We start from the raw sequence: 16,671 nt of genomic DNA on the forward strand, positions 1-16,671 counted from the left end.
TGTGCAGGCCCTACGGCCCTGTCCAAATCAACTCTTGTGCTGGTAGCACTGACCTATGATCGGGTCGCCCACCGCAGTCGCCGCCAAGCCGCCGTTCGATGCCGTGATCTTTGATCTGGACGGGGTGGTCACCAACACGGCGTTGGTCCACCAGGCCGCATGGAAGGACGCCTTCGACCAAATCCTCCAGGACCCACGGGTACCGGCCGGTGCCAACCGCGCGCCCCTTACCCGCTCGGACTACCTCACTTTCATCGACGGCAGGCCGCGTGAGCAGGGGGTGGTGAACTTCCTGGCCGCCAGGGGAGTCCACGTCGAGCGGGGCTCGGAGTCGGACGGGCCCGGGGCATGGACCGGGTTCGGCCTCGGTGCCCTGAAGAACGACCTGTTCCTCCAGCACTTGAAGCACGACGGCGTCCAAACGTATCCGGGGACACTGCAACTGCTGCAGAGGCTTTCGGCCGCCGGCGTTCCAACAGCGGTGGTCACCTCGAGCCGCAACGCTGCACGCGTGCTGGACGCCGCGGGGATCCGGCAGTTGTTCACTGAGGTTTTGGACGGCACGACGGCAGCCGGGCTGGGCCTGGAAGGGAAGCCCGCTCCGGATGTGTTCCTGGCAGCCGCGTCCAGGCTGGGCGTGCCACCTGCACACGCCGTGGTGATCGAGGATTCCGCCGCGGGCGTTGAGGCTGGACGGCGCGGCGGCTTTGGCCTCGTCGTCGGAATCGATCGCAGCGGCAGCCGCCGCCAACTGGAAGCCGCCGGTGCGGGGACGGTACTCAATGATGTGGGCGAGCTCGACCTCGGGCAAGTCATCGGCAATGCCTGGCACCTCGTCTACGAAGGATTCGACGCCGGCCATGAAGGCCACCGGGAGGCGCTGACTACCCTGGGCAACGGCTATATGGGCGTCCGGGGAGCCGCCCCGGAAGGCGGGGCGTCCAGCTACGCGGGAATGTACCTGGCGGGCGTCTACAACCGGGTCACGGCGAAAGCGGCCGGCGAGGAGCTGATGGAAGAACACATGGTCAACGCCCCTGACTGCCTGTCCCTGGACATGCGCCTGGCCGGCAAGCGGTGGTGGTCCGAGGGAGGCCTCGCCGCCGTCCGGGAGCGGCGCGTGCTGGACCTGAAAAGGGCTGTGCTGGAGCGGCGCCTGCTGCTGGAAGGCACCGATGGGCAACGCATGGAAGTGGTGCAGACCAGGTTTGTGTCGATGGCCGAACCGCACCTGCTGGCGTTTGAAACCACCGTCACAGCCCGCGGCTGGAGTGGGACACTCGAGGTGCGCAGCGGCATTAACGCCGGGGTCCGGAACGCAAACCTGCCCGAGCGGGCCCAGGGTTCGGACGTGCACCTCGCCGACAGGACGATTGACAGTCCCGGAACCAGCCCGGATGGGACTTTCGTCGTCGAGGCGGAGACGACCCAAAGCCTGATCCGCATTGCCGCGGCGTCACGCACCCTTATCTCCACAGACGCAGGCCCGGGGGAGGGCGGGCGAAAGGGGGCGCTCCATTTCCGGACGTTCAAAATCCAGCTGACCGACGGGCTGCCCGTGCGGATCACCAAGACTGTCGCCGTCGTGACCTCCCGCGACCGTGCCATCTCATCACCGGAAACAGCGTCGCGGGCCGTCCTGGCACGCACAGGTGACGACTTCGAGGAACTGATGTCCGCCCACCACGAGGCGTGGCGCCGGGAACTGGAACCGTTCATGGTGGACATCGACGCGCCCGTCCAGGTCCGGCTGGTCCTGAACCTGCACATCTTCCACCTCCTGCAGACCCTGAGCCACCACACCGCCGAACTGGACGCCGGCGTCACGGCGCGCGGCCTTCACGGCGAGGGTTACCGCGGCCACGTCTTCTGGGACGAACTGTTCGTCCTGCCCTTGCTCACCTCCAGGACTCCAGGCGTGGCCCGTTCACTGATCGAGTACCGCTGGCGCAGGCTCCCGGCGGCCCGCTACGCGGCAGCCCTGAGGGGACTGTCCGGCGCTATGTTTCCCTGGCAGAGCGGCAGTGACGGGACCGAGGAAACGCCGAAATGGCTGTACAACGACAGGTCCGGGCGGTGGATGCGGGACCACTCACACCTGCAGGTGCACTCGGGCCTGGCGGTGGCCTTCAACGCCTGGCAGTACTTCCAGGCCACAGGTGACAAGTTGTGGCTCCTGCAAAAAGGGGCGGAACTGGTGATCGACGTCGCCCGGTTCTTCTTCTCCCTCGCAGAGTACGATCCGAAGGCCGACCGGTACCACCTGCGCGGCGTTGTGGGACCGGACGAATACCACACCGGCTATCCGGGCAGGGCCACTCCGGGCCTCGACGACAACGCCTACACCAACGTGATGGCGGCATGGGTGTGCCACCAGGCATCAGGCATCATGGCCTTCCTTGACGGAAGCGAGCGCGCCGGGCTCATGGAGCGCCTGGGAGCTACGGAGCTGGAAGTGGCCGGGTGGGAGCACATGGGCGCCAGGATGTACGTCCCCATCCATGCCGACGGGGTCATCAGCCAGTTTGACGGCTACGAGCAGCTGCGGGAACTCGACTGGGAACGCTACCGCAACACCTACGGCAGCATTGAACGGCTGGACCTGATCCTGGAAGCGGAGGGCGACGGCACCAACAGCTACAAGCTCGCCAAGCAGGCAGATGTGCTGATGCTGCCCTACCTGCTGGGGCATGAAGGCCTCGTCAATATCCTCAAGCGCCTGGGTTACGGGTTCTCGCAGGAACAGCTCAACAGGACCATCGATTATTACCTGGCCCGGACGGCGCACGGCTCCACCCTCAGCCGGGTCGCCCACGCATCCGTCCTTGCGGCCGTGGACGCCGACCGTGCGTGGGACAGTTTCAGGGAAGCGCTCGACGCCGACCTCGACGACACCCAGCACGGCACCACGCGTACCGGGATCCACCTGGGCGCAATGGCCGGCACCATCGACGTGGTGCAGCGCAGTTTCGCGGGCCTGCGGTTCAGCGGTGACACCATCCTGTTCGCCCCCAACCTGCCCACCGGCCTGCGCGCCGTGGGCTTTGAAGTGCTGTACAGGGGGCACAAGCTGAAGATCCACCTGACCGAGGGGCACCTGGATATTGCATCGGCACCCGGCAACGCAGGGCCGATTAACGTGCGCGTGCACGGCAGCCTGCTGGTCCTGCCGCCGGGACAGGCCCGGCATGTCCCGCTGGCTGCCGGCACACCGGGGGTGGCAGCATCATGAGGCAGCTTGGGATCCTCAGCAGCGGAGGAGACTGCCCGGGCGTGAACGCGGTGATCCGGGGAGCGGTCCTGGGCGGAGCCGTGGCGCACGGGTACGGGTTCCTTGGTTTCCGCGACGGGTGGCGGGGAGTCCTGGAGCAGGACGTTGTCCCCCTGCCCAGGACCAGCGTCCGCGGCATTGCCCGCCTTGGCGGCACTATCCTGGGGACGTCCAGGACCAACCCGCTGGCGGGGGACGGCATGGAAGCGGTACGCGCCAGTGTCCGCCGCAACGAGCTGGAGGGCCTGATCGCCATCGGTGGCGAAGGTACACTGGCCGCCGCACGGGAGCTGAACAGCCGGGGCATCAACGTCGTGGGCGTGCCTAAGACCATCGATAACGACCTGGGCGCGACAGACTACACCTTCGGCTTCGATTCGGCGGTGCAAACGGCCACGGAGGCCATCGACCGGCTGCGGACTACCGGTGAATCACATCACCGGTGCATGATCGCCGAGGTCATGGGCCGGAACGCCGGCTGGATAGCCCTGCATGCGGGCATGGCTTCGGGTGCGCACGCCATCCTGATACCGGAACATCCCGTCTCCCTGGAGCAGGTCTGCGCCTGGGTGTTGTCGGCCCGCGACCGTGGCCGGGCACCGCTGGTCGTGGTGGCCGAAGCGTTCGCTCCTGTTGGCCATGCTGCACCTTATGCGCCGCGCGGCCTCGACACCTTCGGCCGGCCACGCCTCGGCGGAATTGGCCTGTTCCTGGAAGAAGAGCTGCAGAAACGGACGGGGATCGAGACCAGGGCCACCATCCTCGGCCATATCCAGCGCGGCGGCGAGCCCACCGCCTTCGACCGGGTCCTCGCCACCAGGCTGGGCATGGCCGCCGTTGAAGCCGCGGCCGCAGGCAGGTGGGGCACCATGGTTGCACTCCGCGGCACCGACATCGTCAACGTCGGACTTGAACAGGCCCTTGGCGCCTTGAAGACAGTGCCGGAGGCCCGTTACCAGGAAGCCGCGGTCCTGTTTGGGTAAGGTGCGGCTTGGGGTGGGGTACTGCCCTGGCGCTCGCGGCTGCCTGTCAGGAACGGATCCGGAGTACCGCTGATCCGGTGATCCTGTCCGTGGCCAGGTCCTCCAGCGCTTTGTCCCCGGCGTCGAACGGGTACACCGTGGTGGTCAGGGAAACGGGAATCCGTGCGGCGAGGTCCAGGAATTCGTGTCCGTCCGCCCGGGTGTTGGCGGTCACGCTCCGCACCTGGCGCTCGAAGAAGAGCTCGGAGCCGTAATTGAGCGGGGGAATGGCACTGAGGTGGATCCCGGCGATAGCCAAGGTGCCGCCGCGGTCAAGGGAACGCAGTGCGACCGGGACGAGGTCCCCGGCCGGAGCGAAGAGGATGGCGGAGTCAAGCGGTGCCGGCGGAACGTCGTAGGCATCGCCAACATACGCCGCGCCCAATTCCCGCGCCAAGGCACGGGCCTGCGCGGAACGCGTCATCACGTAGAGGGAGGCACCCTGGTGCAGTGCCAGCTGCGCGGTGATGTGCGCCGAACTGCCAAAGCCGTAGATGCCCAGCCGTCCCCCCGCCGGCAGCGCGGCCCGCTTCAGGGCCCGGTATCCGATGATCCCCGAGCACAGCAAAGGTGCGGCCTGCTCGTCGGTGAACACGGGAGGCAGCGGGTAGGCGAAATCCTCGGCGACCGTTAGCTGCTCTGCATAACCGCCGTCCCTGTCCCAGCCGGTGAAAACCGGCGCGGAGCAGAGGTTTTCGTCACCTCGGCGGCAATACGCGCAGCTGCCGCAGACTCCGCCGAGCCAGGCCACGCCCACCCGGTCACCCGGACGGAACCGGGTGCAGTCCGCGCCCATGCCGACGACGATGCCCACCGCTTCATGGCCGGGCACCACATGCGGATGATGCGGCGCCAAGTCCCCCTCCGCCAAATGGAGGTCCGTGCGGCAAACCCCGCAGACAACCACGTCCACCAGCACTTCACGGGGACCCGGCCTCGGGGTGCCCCGCTGCCCCAGGACCAGGGGACGGGCAGCTATGGGGCCGGGTTCACCCACCCACCAGGCAAGCACGCCGCTTCCTAACGGCCTCGCCTATTCAAAGCCGGCGCGGGTTGCATCGTCCAGGGACGACCGCCACAACAGGGGCGCGTTCATGGTGAAGCGCCTCCCGGTGATGGACTCCGGGACGATCCGGATGAAGTGCTCCTGCCCAACGCCCTGCCAGGGGAACGTTGCGCGGCGGATGTTGTCCGGGTCAGGCCCGGTGGGAGTCGTTTCGGCAGCCTTGCCCTTGACCACCACGCTCCATGCGAGGCCGAATTCCGAACTGACGGTGTCTGCCTCCAGGGCGACAGTGGCATCGGACCGGATTGCCTGCTCCTTGGTGCCGCCGCCCGTGCGGAAGACAAGGCTCTGCCCGTCAACCTTGTAGTTGACGGGAAAGACATCGGGATGGCCATCCACTATCACGGCCAGGCGCCCCACCCCGGTTTGGGAGAGGAGCGCCCAGCACTCTTCAGGATCGAGGATCTCTGGTTCGGGTATGTTCTTCGTGTCGCTCATAGGCCACAGCGTAGGCGGACGCCGTCGCGGCAGGAAGGGCATAAAGGCCCGGCCTCCGGCGTTCCGGCACGCAGGTCCGATCGGCAGTGACTAGAGCCAGTCTGCCGAAAAATCCACCGGCGGCCACCAGCGCGTGCGCGGCGTGACCGCGAACCTTCGCCCGCTGATCTCGGTGGGCGTGATGCTGATCAGGTGTTCCTTGCTGCCGGGCGCCCAGGGTTCGCGGTCGGCGTCGGGAGCGGGAAGCTGCATCCGGGTTTCATCGAAGGGCTCGGGCCTGCCCTTCGCCACTACGCTCCAGGCCTCGGTGGCATAGGGGTTGAGGCCGTCAACCTCGAAAGCGGCCACGGCACCTGTGAGCAGGGCCCGCAACTTCGTGCCCGGCGCCGTGCGGAACAGCAGCATTGCCCCGGCAACGGTGAAGTTCACGGGGAAGATCTCCGGAACGCTGCCGTTGATGACAGCCAGGCGGCCCACGTAGGAGGACCGAAGGTACCGCCAGCATTCTTCCGGGTCCAGGACTTCTGTTCTCGACCCGGCGGGGGAATCACTCATGCTACCGATCCTAGGGGCTGGGCAGCCGCCGCGCACCGGAGACCCGGAGTTCACCCGTGGTGGCGTTCACCGATGGCGTAGGGGCAGCGGGACTTGCAGGCCCCGTTCCCGCGTTAATCCCCGTAAGGACCCGGTGCGGGCAAACACCTCCGCCGGGATCGGCATGAAGCTGGAGGTGCGCCATGGAACAGGCGCGGGAACCCATCCCTGACAACGACGACGTCCTGGACGCATATTCCCAGACGGTGATGCGGGTCGCGGCGGCCGTCACCCCGCATGTGGCAGCCATCGAAATGTCCGCGGCCCGCCGCAACGGCAGGGTGCGGGTGGGCGCCGGATCCGCTGTGCTCTTCACCGAGGATGGCTACCTGCTCACGAACTCCCATGTTGTGGCGGGCACCAGCCACGGGCATGCGGTTTTCGCTGACGGCAGCAGGATGGAGCTGGAACTTGTAGGCGCCGACCCGTTGTCCGATCTCGCCGTGGTCCACGGGTCGCGTCCCAAGGTTCCGCCCGCGGAGTTCGGAGCGGCGGAGTCCCTGCGCGTGGGACAGCTGGTGGTCGCCGTCGGAAACCCCCTGGGCCTGGCCGGGTCCGTGACTGCCGGCGTGGTGAGCGGGCTGGGCCGTGCCATTCCCGTCTGGTCCGGCGGCAACCGGCGCGTCATTGAGGACGTCATCCAGACGGACGCGGCATTGAACCCTGGAAATTCCGGTGGCGCACTTGCGGACACCCACGCCAGGATCGTGGGCATCAACACTGCCGTGGCGGGTGCCGGGCTGGGACTGGCCATCCCGATCAATGCCACGACCCGCAGGATCATCTCGGCGCTGCTGTCCAATGGCAGGGTCCGGCGGGCCTACCTGGGCCTGGTGAGTACGCCGATCCAGCTCAGCGCCAGCGCCGTGGTGCGCACGGGGCACCGGGAAGGCCTGCGGGTGGTGGAGGTGCTGCCCGGTTCGCCGGCCGGCAAGGCCGGACTGTCGCCGGGGGACATCCTGCTGGCAGCGGGAGGCCAGTCGGTCAGCAACGCGGAGAGCCTGCAGCGGCTGCTGTTCGCCGACGCCATCGGCGAGCCGCTCGACATCGCCGTCCTCCGCGACGGCGCCGAAATCCACCTCACGGCGGTCCCGGAGGAAATGACCGGCAACGGCGGGTAGGTGCAGGGGGGCGCCGGCATACCGGACGGCGGCGGAACCCGGCTTAGGGGGCGGGCGCCGCCACGTCCGCGATGCCCACGAAACGTGTGCCCACGCCGTCGTACTCGCTGCGGACGAAGCCCGGGCGGAGGGACGGAACATCGGAGGGGGCATGATGCCCGCATACGACGTAGGTGAAGTCCGGCCACCACTTCTTGGGGCGCGCAGCTTCCTCGTACCCGCAGACGGCGCATTCGAGGTGCACCCACACCGGCCGCTTCCCTGTCCGGTTGGCCCGGGACTGCACGAGCCAGGGCGGAGGGTTGTCAAGGATGGTGCGGAGTTCCGCTTCCGTCATCCACTTGGGCAGGCCGTGGCGCTGCGCCATTTCGAGGGGAACATCCAGGGCTATTGCCGCGTCACGTCTGCTGATCATCAATGTCCACGGTACGGGAACGGGCCAAATCGCTGTCCCGCGGCTGTGTCCAGGAAGCCGCAGTCAGACTGCGTCCAGGACGCAGCCCGGGTGGGGAGTGGTGCTGGAAACCCAGAGCGCCGACGCGATCTCGTCCGCGAGGTCGAAGTCCCGGGCGCCGCGCGAGCCGCTGATCCGCACCACCAGGGCACCGCCAAACGGCCTGCGTCCCATGACCTCCACGTCGGCATCCAGGTCGATGTCCTCGGCGGCAAGGTAGCGCAGCAGCTCCGGGTTGTCGTCACTGATCCGGGTGATCCTGCCGGTGTGGCCCTCGTCCAGCTCCGCCAGCAGGTGGGCGCGGGGCATCAGCACCTGCCCGTCCGCGGTGGGGATCGGGTCGCCGTGCGGATCCCGGCTGGGATTCCCGAGCTTGGCCGCCACACGTTCGATGAACGTATCCGAGACGGCGTGTTCCAGCAGTTCGGCCTCATCGTGGACCTCGTCCCAGCTGTAACCCAGCTGCTGGACGAGGTAGGTCTCGATCAGCCGGTGCCGGGCGCACCATGGCCAGCGCCAGGCGGAGGCCAGGGGCGGTCAGGGTGACGGCGCTGTAGGGCTTGTGGTCCACCAGGCCCTGGTCCTTGAGTTTGCGGACCATTTCGGACACCGAGGAGTTGGCCACGCCCAGGCGCTGGGCCAGCTGCGAGGACGTGATGGGCTTGTCCTGCCATTCGGTGAATGAGTAGATGACCTTGACGTAGTCCTCGATTGAGGAGGAGGGCGCACTGGTCTTCACAGGTCCAAGCCTACCGGCTTCCGGCAGGCAGGTGCGGCCCGGCCGACCTCCAAGCGGGTCCGGTCATGCCTTTACGGCCCGCCAGGCGAGGGTGAGGTACGGAAGCTCCAGCTCCTGGTCAGCGGTGTGGCCGAGGTGTTCGTGCAGGTACCAGTCAAGGTTGGCCAGGACCTTGGCCCGCGTCGCCTCACCGGCGCGCAAGTAGTAGCTGCGGGACTTGGTGAGTTCCATCAGGTCGGTGGTGGTCACGGTATCCTGCCAATGCGTCACGTGCCCTTCGAGCCGGTGGAATTCAGGCCCCACCACGGGCTTGTGGCCCGGCCGGTACACGTCCCCGGCGTGCATGATCCTGGACAGGCGGTGCACCCAGGGCACGGACGTGTCCAGCTGGTTCCAGACCAGGCCGAGGGTTCCGTGCGGCCGCAGGACCCGGGCGAGCTCAGTGCTCGCGGCCAGGGGGTCGCACCAGTGCCAGGCCTGGGCCACGGTAACGACGTCGAAGCCCGCCCCGGGCAGGCCGGTCGCCTCGGCAGTCCCCGTCACAGCCGTGGCGGCAGGGCAGTGGGCCTTCAGCTGTGCGAGCATGTCCGCAGAGGGGTCGAGGGCCGTGACGTCCAGGCCCATCTCCAGCAGCAAGGCAGTGAACTTTCCGGTACCGGCGCCGACGTCCAGGACGTCGCGGGCGTGCTCGGGAACCAGCCACCGGGCCGATTCCGGGGGATAGCCGGGCCGGACCCGCTGGTAGTGCCTGCCGCCGTCCTGGAAGCTCTGCCCAAGCTCCTGCCGCCGCCCGTGATCGAGTTTGGGACCGCCCCGGACCACGCGTGGCCTCCTTCACCTGCTGCCGATGGATACCTTTTGAATTTACCGCATGGCGGCGCAGGCAAAGGGGGAGCGAGTGCGGGGCCAATCGCCGGGCTTGGCCCGGGTACGTCGCCCGGTCAGTCCTCCGTGCAGGGCGCGGCGCCAGCGGTGCCTGGCGTATTGGGCGCCCAGTGCGGGTAGGTGCGGAAGTCATTGGCCGGCACCCAGCGGCCTGCATCCACGACATAGTCCCAGCCCAGCCCGCTGCTGCGCAGGGTGCGGATGCCGTCGAGGAGCCGCTCCGCGTCCTCCAGCCTGGATCCGACGCCGAAGCTGGCGCGGAGGGAGCCGGACGGCAGCCCGAGCCGCTTCAGCAGCGGGTGCGCGCAGAAGCGGCCATCACGCAGTCCCACGCCGTGTTCGGCCGAGAGGTAGGCGGCCACCAGACCGGCGTCATAACCCTCCACGGAGAAGTTGACTACGCCGATGGTGTCCGTTTCCGGGTTGGTGTCCCTGAAGATCTGGTGGACAGTGACACCCTCGATGTCCTGGAGGCCTTCCACCAGGAAGGACCGGATGGCGGACTCGTGCGCGTGCCAGCGGTCCTGGTCCAGCCCGGCAATGACCTGCGTGGCGCGGGCAAGGGTGGCGGCGCCGAGCACGTTCGGCGAGCCCCCCTCGTGGCGGGCCGGCCCGGTGGCCCAGCTGACGCCGTCGAGCCTTGCTTCTTTGACTGCACCGCCCCCGGCGAGGTGCGGAGTGCCGGCGTCGAGCCAGTCGGGGCGCCCCACCAGGACGCCGGCGCCGAAGGGCGCGTAGAGCTTGTGCCCGGAGAAGGCGAGGTAGTCGACGTCGTCGGCGCTGATGTCCACCCGGCGGTGCGGGGCGAGCTGGGCCGCGTCCACCACGATCCGTGCGCCGTGCTGGTGGGCCAGCGCGGCCAGTGCGCGGATGGGGAGGATTTCGCCGGTGACGTTGGAGGCGCCGGTGACTGCAAGGAGGCTGACGCCGCCCTGCTCCAGCTCCGCCCTGACGGCCTCGATGGTTCCCGCGATGGTGTCCGCGGCCACGATGCTGCGGTGCGGCACCCCCTGCCACGGCAGGAGGTTAGCGTGGTGCTCGATGTCCAGGTAGAGGACCTCCCCGGCAGGGTGGCCGTCGGTGACGGGCAGGCAGCCGGCCAGCAGGTTGAGCGAATCGGTGGTGTTCCGGGTGAAGATCACCGAGTCGTCGGCGCGGCCGCCCACGAAGTCGCGGACGATGCTCCGCGCGTTCTCGTACACGGAGGTGCTGATCTGGGAGGCGTAGCCGGCGCCGCGGTGGACGCTCGCGTAGTACGGCAGGATTTCGTTAAGGTACGCGGAGACCAGGGACAGTGCCGGTGCGGACGCGCCGTAGTCGAGGTTGGCGTAGCGGACATGCCCGCCGGTGATCAGGGGCGCCTGGATCTCGGCGCCGGTGACGGCGGCGAGGGGGTGGCCGGCGGCGGCCTGGCGTGCGTCGAAGGCGGCCGCAGTTTCGGCGATGGCAGTGCTGGGGGAGACGGTGGCAGTTGTCACAGAGACCTCACTTGAATCAGGACCCCGACATCACAGGAATCCGCGCTTGCCGCATCCGCTCCGGACCGGCCTGGTCGTCACCCGGGGCACCCCACCGCGAATGGAGGGTTGCCTGGCCAGCAAACCGGGGTTTTGCGCTGGCACTCGTGACCTGCATAAAAGCGTAGAACATGGAACGGCCCGGACTGAAGCCGGGCCAATTGTTAAGGCATTTGTTACGCCTGCCGAATAAAGAACGCCGGACGCCTCCTTCAGGAGGTGTCCGGCGTCGCAATATTCGGATCCAGGGCGATACGACGACCGTTACAGCAGATCGTCCAGGTAGGGGTTCAGGCGGTGCAGAACCTCCGAGTGCAGGATCGAGTTGGTGGCCAGCGCGTTCCCGCCGAACGGGCCGTCCTCGCCTTCCAGGGACGTGAACCGGCCGCCCGCCTCCACGACGATGGGGACCAGGGCGGCCATGTCGTAGAGGTTCAGCTCCGGCTCGCAGGCGATGTCCACCGAACCTTCCGCCACCATGCAGTAGGACCAGAAATCGCCATATGCGCGGGTCCGCCACACGTCTTCCGTCAGGCCCAGGAACTCGTCCAGGTTCCCGCGTTCCTTCCAGCCCGTCAGGCTGGAGTATGAGAGGGAGGCATCCGAAAGTTTCGATACGTTGGAGACGCGGAGCCGCGTGGCGGCAGCGAGGGACCGGCCCATGTACGCGCCCATGCCTTTTGCCGCCCACCAGCGTTTGCCAAGGGCCGGGGCGCTGACCACGCCCACCACGGGTTCGCCCTCGTCCACCAGGGCAATCAGGGTGGCCCAGACCGGGACGCCGCGGACAAAGTTCTTGGTCCCGTCAATGGGATCGATGATCCAGCGCCGCGAGCCATGGCCGGTGCTGCCGAATTCCTCGCCCAGGACGGCGTCGCGCGGGCGAGAACGGGACAGCTGGCCGCGGATGGCCTCCTCTGCGGCCTTGTCCGCATCGGTGACCGGCGTCAGGTCCGGCTTGGTCTCGACGTGGAGGTCCAGGGCCTTGAAGCGGCTCATGGTCTGGTCGTCCACGGAGTCGGCCAGGACATGGGCCAGGCGCAGGTCGTCGTTGTAGCTCGAAGCGGGTTGGATCATGGTTCCAAACTACCGTCTGTCCCGGCATCTTCCGGGACCTTCGGCTGCGTCAGTTGACGCTGCCGAGTTCCTTGGTTTCCTGTGCTTCCATTCTCGGATCCGTTCCGAGCAGCCGGCGCAGGGACGCGAGCCGGGCGGGACCAGTGGGGCCCGCATGCCCGTTGTTCACCCAGTCATCCAGGCCGCAGTCCACTGCGGAGGCGGTGTGCTTGCACCCGCGTTCGCAATTTTCGATGCCGGGGGAGAGGTCCGGGAAGGACCGGAGGATCCTGTCCGGATCCACGTGCGCCAGGCCGAAGGACCGGATGCCGGGGGTGTCGATGATCCAGCTGCCGGGCGGGGCCTCGGCGAGCCGCAGGGCCAGGGCCGACGACGACGTGTGCCGTCCGCGTCCGGTCACGGCGTTGACGCCGCCGGTGGCCCGCTCGGCACCTGTCAGGGCGTTCACCATGGTGGACTTGCCGACGCCGGAGTGGCCAAGCATTACCGTGACCTTGCCGTCGAGGTGGGCCCGCAGCGCCGCCACTGCGGTGCTGTCGAGCCGAGCCGACAGGCCGTCGTCGGAGCGGGCGTCGATGCCGGAGGCCTGCTCATCGGCGGTCCGGCTGATGATCACCGGGAAGTCCAGGTGCGTGTAGTTGGACAGCAGCTCAGCGGGATCCCGGACGTCCGCCTTGGTGACGAGCAGGATGGGCTCGATTCCGGCGTCGTAGGCCGCCACCAGCGCCCGGTCGATAAAGCCGGTGCGTGGCTCAGGGTTGGCGGCGGCCACCACAATGACCAGCTGGTCCGCGTTGGCCACCACGGCCCGCTCCACGGGGTCGGTGTCGTCGGCGCTGCGGCGCAGGAGCGTGTGCCGATCCTGGATCTTCACCAGCCGGGCGAGGGTGTCGGGGGCGCCGGAAACATCCCCCACGAGCGAGACGAAGTCGCCGGCAACGACCGGCGAGCGGCGCAGCTCCCGGGCACGTGCTGCGATGACCACGCGCTCGTTGTCCGAATCCTCACCCACTACGGCCGTGTACCTGCCGCGGTCCACGGTAATGATGCGTCCGGTGACCGCGTCGTCGTGGCTCGGCCGGTCCTTGGTGCGCGGCCTGGAGCCCTTCTTGTTGGGCCGGATCCGGACGTCGGATTCGTCCCAGGAGTCAGTGCGCCGCGCCACCGCTGGGCTCCCCGGGTCCGGCGGCGTCCTGGTCCAGCATCTCTGCCCAGAGCCGGGGGAAGTCAGGCATGGTCTTTGCCGTAGTGGCTATGTCCTCCACCTGGACGCCTTCCACTGCCAGGCCCAGGATTGCCCCGGCGGTGGCCATGCGGTGGTCGGCGTAGCTGTGGACGACGCCGGCGTGCAGCCGGGCGGGCCGGATCACCAGGCCGTCGCTGGTTTCCTCGGCGTCGCCTCCGAGCCTGTTGATTTCGGCCACGAGTGCCGCGAGCCGGTCCGTTTCGTGGCCCCGCAGGTGCGCGATCCCGGTGAGCCGGGAGGGTCCTGTGGCCAGGGCGCACAGCGCCGCCACCGTGGGGGCAAGCTCGCTGGTGTCCGCGAAGTCGCCGCCCGTGATCTCTGGGCCGCCGGTGACGGTGAGGATGCCGTCCTCGAGGGTGACGCTGGCGCCCATTTTGGCGAGGATGCTGCGCCACAGGTCTCCCACCTGCTGGGTTTCCAGCGGCCAGTTCGGGATCCGGACGGTACCACGGGATGCCAGGGCCGCGGCGAGGAAGGGGCCCGCGTTGGACAGGTCCTGTTCGATCCTTTGGTCGAAAGCGCGGATGGGGCCGGGGGAGACCACCCAGTGGTTGGGGACGGAATCGTCCACGGACACGCCGGCGCCGCGGAGGACGGCGACGGTCATGTTGATGTGGTCCAGGCTCGGCACGGGCCGGCCGGCGTGCTCGAGGTGCAGGCCTTCCTCGAACCGGGCACCCACCAGGAGGAGGGCGGAGACGAACTGTGAGGAGGCGCTGGCATCGATCACCAGGTGGCCGCCGCGCACCCTGCCAGTACCTTCCACGACGAACGGCAAGGATGCCGGAGCGCTCCCGTCTTCGGTTGAGACGGCTACGCCGAGGGCTTTGAGCGCTTCGATGATGGTTCCCATGGGGCGCTTGCGGGCGTGCGGGTCGCCGTCGAACACGCTGGCTCCGTTGCGGAGCGCCGCGAGCGGCGGCACGAACCGCATGACCGTGCCCGCGAGCCCGCAGTCGATCCTGGTCCGGGCTGCCCCTGCCGCCGCGGGCAGCGGAACTACCTCCAGGTCCGGGCCGAAGGCGCCGTCGCCGGGTACCTCCGTGATGGTGGCGCCCAGCTGCCGGAGTGCGTCGATCATCAGCGCGGAGTCCCTGGAGTGCAGGGGCGCGCGCAGGCGCGAAGGACCGTCGGCCAACGCAGCCAGCACGAGGTACCTGTTGGTCAGTGACTTTGACCCCGGCACCGTCACGGTGGCGTCAACAGGCCGGGATGCGAAGGGGGCGGCCCAATGCTCAACAGGCACGGCGGGTCCGTCCGTGGCGGCAGCTGCTGCGGTCATGCGTCCTTATGCTCCCGTGGCGTGCTCGACGGCGCGGCGCACAGCCTTGTCCGCCTTGTGCAGCTTCTTGTTGGTGGTCTTGCGGGCGTCTGCGGCCAGGTGCGCGGCATTCCGGCGGGCGTCGGCGGCGAGGTGCTCGGCGCGCCACGCCAGGCCGGGCCTGCCTGCGGTGTCAACGGAGGCGAGCAGGGCGCCACCGCTCAGCGAAAGATTCTTGAGCAGCTGGTTCCGGCGGGTCTCCCGCGCTTCCTTGCTGCTGATGTCCGCGCTGCGCCATTCAACGAAGGTGTTCAGGAGGGACACCACGGTCAGCAGCGTGGCTGACAGCCGGGAGAACTTACCCAGGCCAAACAGGACGCCGGCTCCCACCTGGGTTCCGCCGATGACGCGGGCCAGGGTCTTTTCGTCCGCCTGGAAGGGCAGGGTGGCTGCAGCTTTGCGCAGCAGGGGCGAAAGCTGCTGGGCGGTGTCGTCGGAGTTCTTGAGTTTATCCAGTCCGGCGAGGACAAAACTGGAGGCCAGCATGGGCCGTGCGAGAGTGCGGACAAAGGACATGGCTTTTCCTCCTGGATGGACGGACCGCGTCACGCGGCGGAGTCCGTCCTAGTCTTGCACTTTTGGGGAATATTTGCCTGCGGGACGGGGTTATGGAGACTGGGTCCACGGGACGGGTCCACACATCATTGACGACATCATTCACGTAAACAGAGCGGAGTTGGGCCTTGAGGCACGTGTTGGACGGAACCGTGTTTGACGGAACCAGGCGGCCAGGCCCGGTGGCGGTGGAGGCCCTCGCCGGCGGTGCGCCGCAGTATGGCATGCCCCCGGCATGGAGCCTGACAGTAGACTTGAAGGCAATGAGCACCCTGGATCCGGCCGTCGCGGCCATGTACGAGGCTTCCTCCAGCGAAGTGAAGGGCACGCAGGCCGTGCCGGAGCATGCCGGGGAGGCTGGTTCCGGCTCTTCACAGGCCGGACTGGAGAATGAAGACGCCACACTGGATGTATCGGCCGAAACCGTTGAGCAGCGCCGGCTGCGCTTTGAACGGGACGCCATGCAGTACGTCGACCAGCTGTATTCGGCCGCCATGCGCATGGCGCGGAACCCTTCGGACGCCGAGGACCTGGTGCAGGAGGCCTACACCAAGGCTTTCTCGGCCTTCCACCAGTACAAGCCGGGAACCAACCTGAAGGCATGGCTCTACCGGATCCTGACCAACACGTACATCAACTTGTACCGCAAGCGGCAGCGCGAACCACTTCAGTCGAACTCGGACACCATCGAGGACTGGCAGTTGGCGCGGGCCGAGTCCCACACGTCGAGCGGCCTTCGTTCAGCCGAAGCCGAGGCTCTGGACCACCTGCCGGATTCCGACGTCAAGCGCGCCCTGCAGGACATTCCGGAAGAGTTCCGCCTGGCCGTTTACTTCGCCGACGTCGAGGGCTTTGCCTACAAGGAAATCTCGGACATCATGAACACGCCGATCGGCACGGTCATGTCACGGCTTCACCGCGGCCGGAGGATGTTGCGGGACATGCTGGCGGAGTATGCCGCCGAGCGGGGATTCAAAACGGCCGCAGATGCACCGGACGCGGCAGCAAGCAAACCACAGGAGAACAGGAAATGAGCGACTGCCAGGGATTGGGCGATTGCGACGACACACGGATGCAACGCATCTACGAGTACCTCGACGGCGCGCTGACCCGGGAGGACCTCTCGGAAATCAAGAGCCACCTCGACGACTGCCCCGAGTGCACGCAGCAGTACGACCTTGAATGCGTCATCCGCAACATGGTCAAGCGCTCCTGCACCGAATCGGCCCCGGACAACCTTAAGAACGCCATCCTTGACCGGATCCACACCATCCGTCCGGTGGAGGCGTAGCGAACGCGTGGTGCCCTGCCGACACAGTGATCGAGGGCGGCACACAGCAAAGGACCCCGGAAGCCGAATAGCTT

At 67.8% G+C, this 16,671-nt stretch carries 15 protein-coding genes, 1 pseudogene and 1 riboswitch; of the genes and pseudogenes, 5 read left to right on the forward strand and 11 right to left on the reverse strand.

Going from position 1 to position 16,671, the window contains the following annotated elements:
• The first annotated feature begins 55 nt into the window (after positions 1–55).
• Together AC2JAJ_RS15295 and AC2JAJ_RS15300 are read left to right on the forward strand one after the other, a co-directional pair.
• On the forward strand, positions 56–3,232 hold the full coding sequence (locus tag AC2JAJ_RS15295) for an HAD-IA family hydrolase (RefSeq protein ID WP_501053181.1): 3,177 nt from the start codon (positions 56–58) through the stop codon (positions 3,230–3,232).
• Positions 3,229–4,254 carry an ATP-dependent 6-phosphofructokinase gene (locus AC2JAJ_RS15300; RefSeq protein ID WP_486416794.1) on the forward strand — a complete coding sequence of 342 codons (1,026 nt, stop codon included), beginning with the start codon at positions 3,229–3,231 and terminating at the stop codon, positions 4,252–4,254. The genes AC2JAJ_RS15295 and AC2JAJ_RS15300 overlap by 4 nt, the downstream gene beginning before the upstream one ends.
• 46 nt (positions 4,255–4,300) lie before the next feature.
• Here AC2JAJ_RS15300 and AC2JAJ_RS15305 read toward each other — a convergent pair whose 3' ends face one another.
• From AC2JAJ_RS15305 to AC2JAJ_RS15315, 3 genes are all read right to left on the reverse strand, one after another.
• Positions 4,301–5,305 (reverse strand): zinc-dependent alcohol dehydrogenase family protein, encoded by a 1,005-nt coding sequence (locus tag AC2JAJ_RS15305; RefSeq protein ID WP_486415273.1) that lies wholly within the window; start codon positions 5,303–5,305, stop codon positions 4,301–4,303.
• Positions 5,306–5,326: 21 nt separating this feature from the next.
• Positions 5,327–5,797 (reverse strand): pyridoxamine 5'-phosphate oxidase family protein, encoded by a 471-nt coding sequence (locus AC2JAJ_RS15310; RefSeq protein WP_486415272.1) that lies wholly within the window; start codon positions 5,795–5,797, stop codon positions 5,327–5,329.
• Positions 5,798–5,887: 90 nt separating this feature from the next.
• Positions 5,888–6,352 carry a pyridoxamine 5'-phosphate oxidase family protein gene (locus AC2JAJ_RS15315; protein WP_486415271.1) on the reverse strand — a complete coding sequence of 155 codons (465 nt, stop codon included), beginning with the start codon at positions 6,350–6,352 and terminating at the stop codon, positions 5,888–5,890.
• A gap of 182 nt (positions 6,353–6,534) precedes the next feature.
• Here AC2JAJ_RS15315 and AC2JAJ_RS15320 point away from each other — a divergent pair, with 182 nt between their 5' ends.
• A complete protein-coding gene (locus AC2JAJ_RS15320; RefSeq protein WP_486415270.1) occupies positions 6,535–7,512 on the forward strand; it encodes a S1C family serine protease in 978 nt (325 codons plus the stop codon).
• Positions 7,513–7,555: 43 nt separating this feature from the next.
• Here AC2JAJ_RS15320 and AC2JAJ_RS15325 read toward each other — a convergent pair whose 3' ends face one another.
• From AC2JAJ_RS15325 to AC2JAJ_RS15360, 8 genes and pseudogenes are all read right to left on the reverse strand, one after another.
• A complete protein-coding gene (locus AC2JAJ_RS15325) occupies positions 7,556–7,927 on the reverse strand; it encodes a hypothetical protein (protein ID WP_486415269.1) in 372 nt (123 codons plus the stop codon).
• A 63-nt stretch (positions 7,928–7,990) separates the two neighbouring features.
• Positions 7,991–8,705 (reverse strand): annotated as a pseudogene (locus AC2JAJ_RS15330) (metal-dependent transcriptional regulator).
• Between the two features lie 63 nt (positions 8,706–8,768).
• Positions 8,769–9,527 carry a class I SAM-dependent methyltransferase gene (locus tag AC2JAJ_RS15335; RefSeq protein WP_486415267.1) on the reverse strand — a complete coding sequence of 253 codons (759 nt, stop codon included), beginning with the start codon at positions 9,525–9,527 and terminating at the stop codon, positions 8,769–8,771.
• 119 nt (positions 9,528–9,646) lie between these two features.
• Positions 9,647–11,068: an aminotransferase class V-fold PLP-dependent enzyme gene (locus tag AC2JAJ_RS15340; RefSeq protein WP_221386740.1), complete on the reverse strand. Its 1,422-nt coding sequence runs from the start codon at positions 11,066–11,068 to the stop codon at positions 9,647–9,649.
• A gap of 37 nt (positions 11,069–11,105) precedes the next feature.
• Positions 11,106–11,220, reverse strand: a riboswitch (SAM riboswitch).
• Positions 11,221–11,371: 151 nt separating this feature from the next.
• A complete protein-coding gene (hisN, locus tag AC2JAJ_RS15345) occupies positions 11,372–12,184 on the reverse strand; it encodes a histidinol-phosphatase (RefSeq protein WP_221386741.1) in 813 nt (270 codons plus the stop codon).
• A gap of 49 nt (positions 12,185–12,233) precedes the next feature.
• Positions 12,234–13,349, reverse strand: a complete 1,116-nt coding sequence (gene rsgA / locus AC2JAJ_RS15350) for a ribosome small subunit-dependent GTPase A (protein ID WP_221386742.1) — start codon at positions 13,347–13,349, stop codon at positions 12,234–12,236.
• On the reverse strand, positions 13,333–14,712 hold the full coding sequence (gene aroA, locus AC2JAJ_RS15355; RefSeq protein ID WP_501053182.1) for a 3-phosphoshikimate 1-carboxyvinyltransferase: 1,380 nt from the start codon (positions 14,710–14,712) through the stop codon (positions 13,333–13,335). The genes rsgA and aroA overlap by 17 nt, the downstream gene beginning before the upstream one ends.
• A gap of 6 nt (positions 14,713–14,718) precedes the next feature.
• On the reverse strand, positions 14,719–15,267 hold the full coding sequence (locus tag AC2JAJ_RS15360) for a DoxX family protein (RefSeq protein ID WP_221386744.1): 549 nt from the start codon (positions 15,265–15,267) through the stop codon (positions 14,719–14,721).
• 302 nt (positions 15,268–15,569) lie between these two features.
• Here AC2JAJ_RS15360 and AC2JAJ_RS15365 point away from each other — a divergent pair, with 302 nt between their 5' ends.
• A complete protein-coding gene (locus AC2JAJ_RS15365; RefSeq protein ID WP_473696915.1) occupies positions 15,570–16,340 on the forward strand; it encodes a sigma-70 family RNA polymerase sigma factor in 771 nt (256 codons plus the stop codon).
• A complete protein-coding gene (gene rsrA, locus AC2JAJ_RS15370) occupies positions 16,337–16,597 on the forward strand; it encodes a mycothiol system anti-sigma-R factor (RefSeq protein WP_221386746.1) in 261 nt (86 codons plus the stop codon). Before AC2JAJ_RS15365 ends, rsrA begins: the two co-directional genes overlap by 4 nt.
• The last annotated feature ends 74 nt before the right edge of the window (positions 16,598–16,671 follow it).

The sequence above is a fragment of the Arthrobacter sp. MOO21 genome (genome assembly GCF_057369995.2).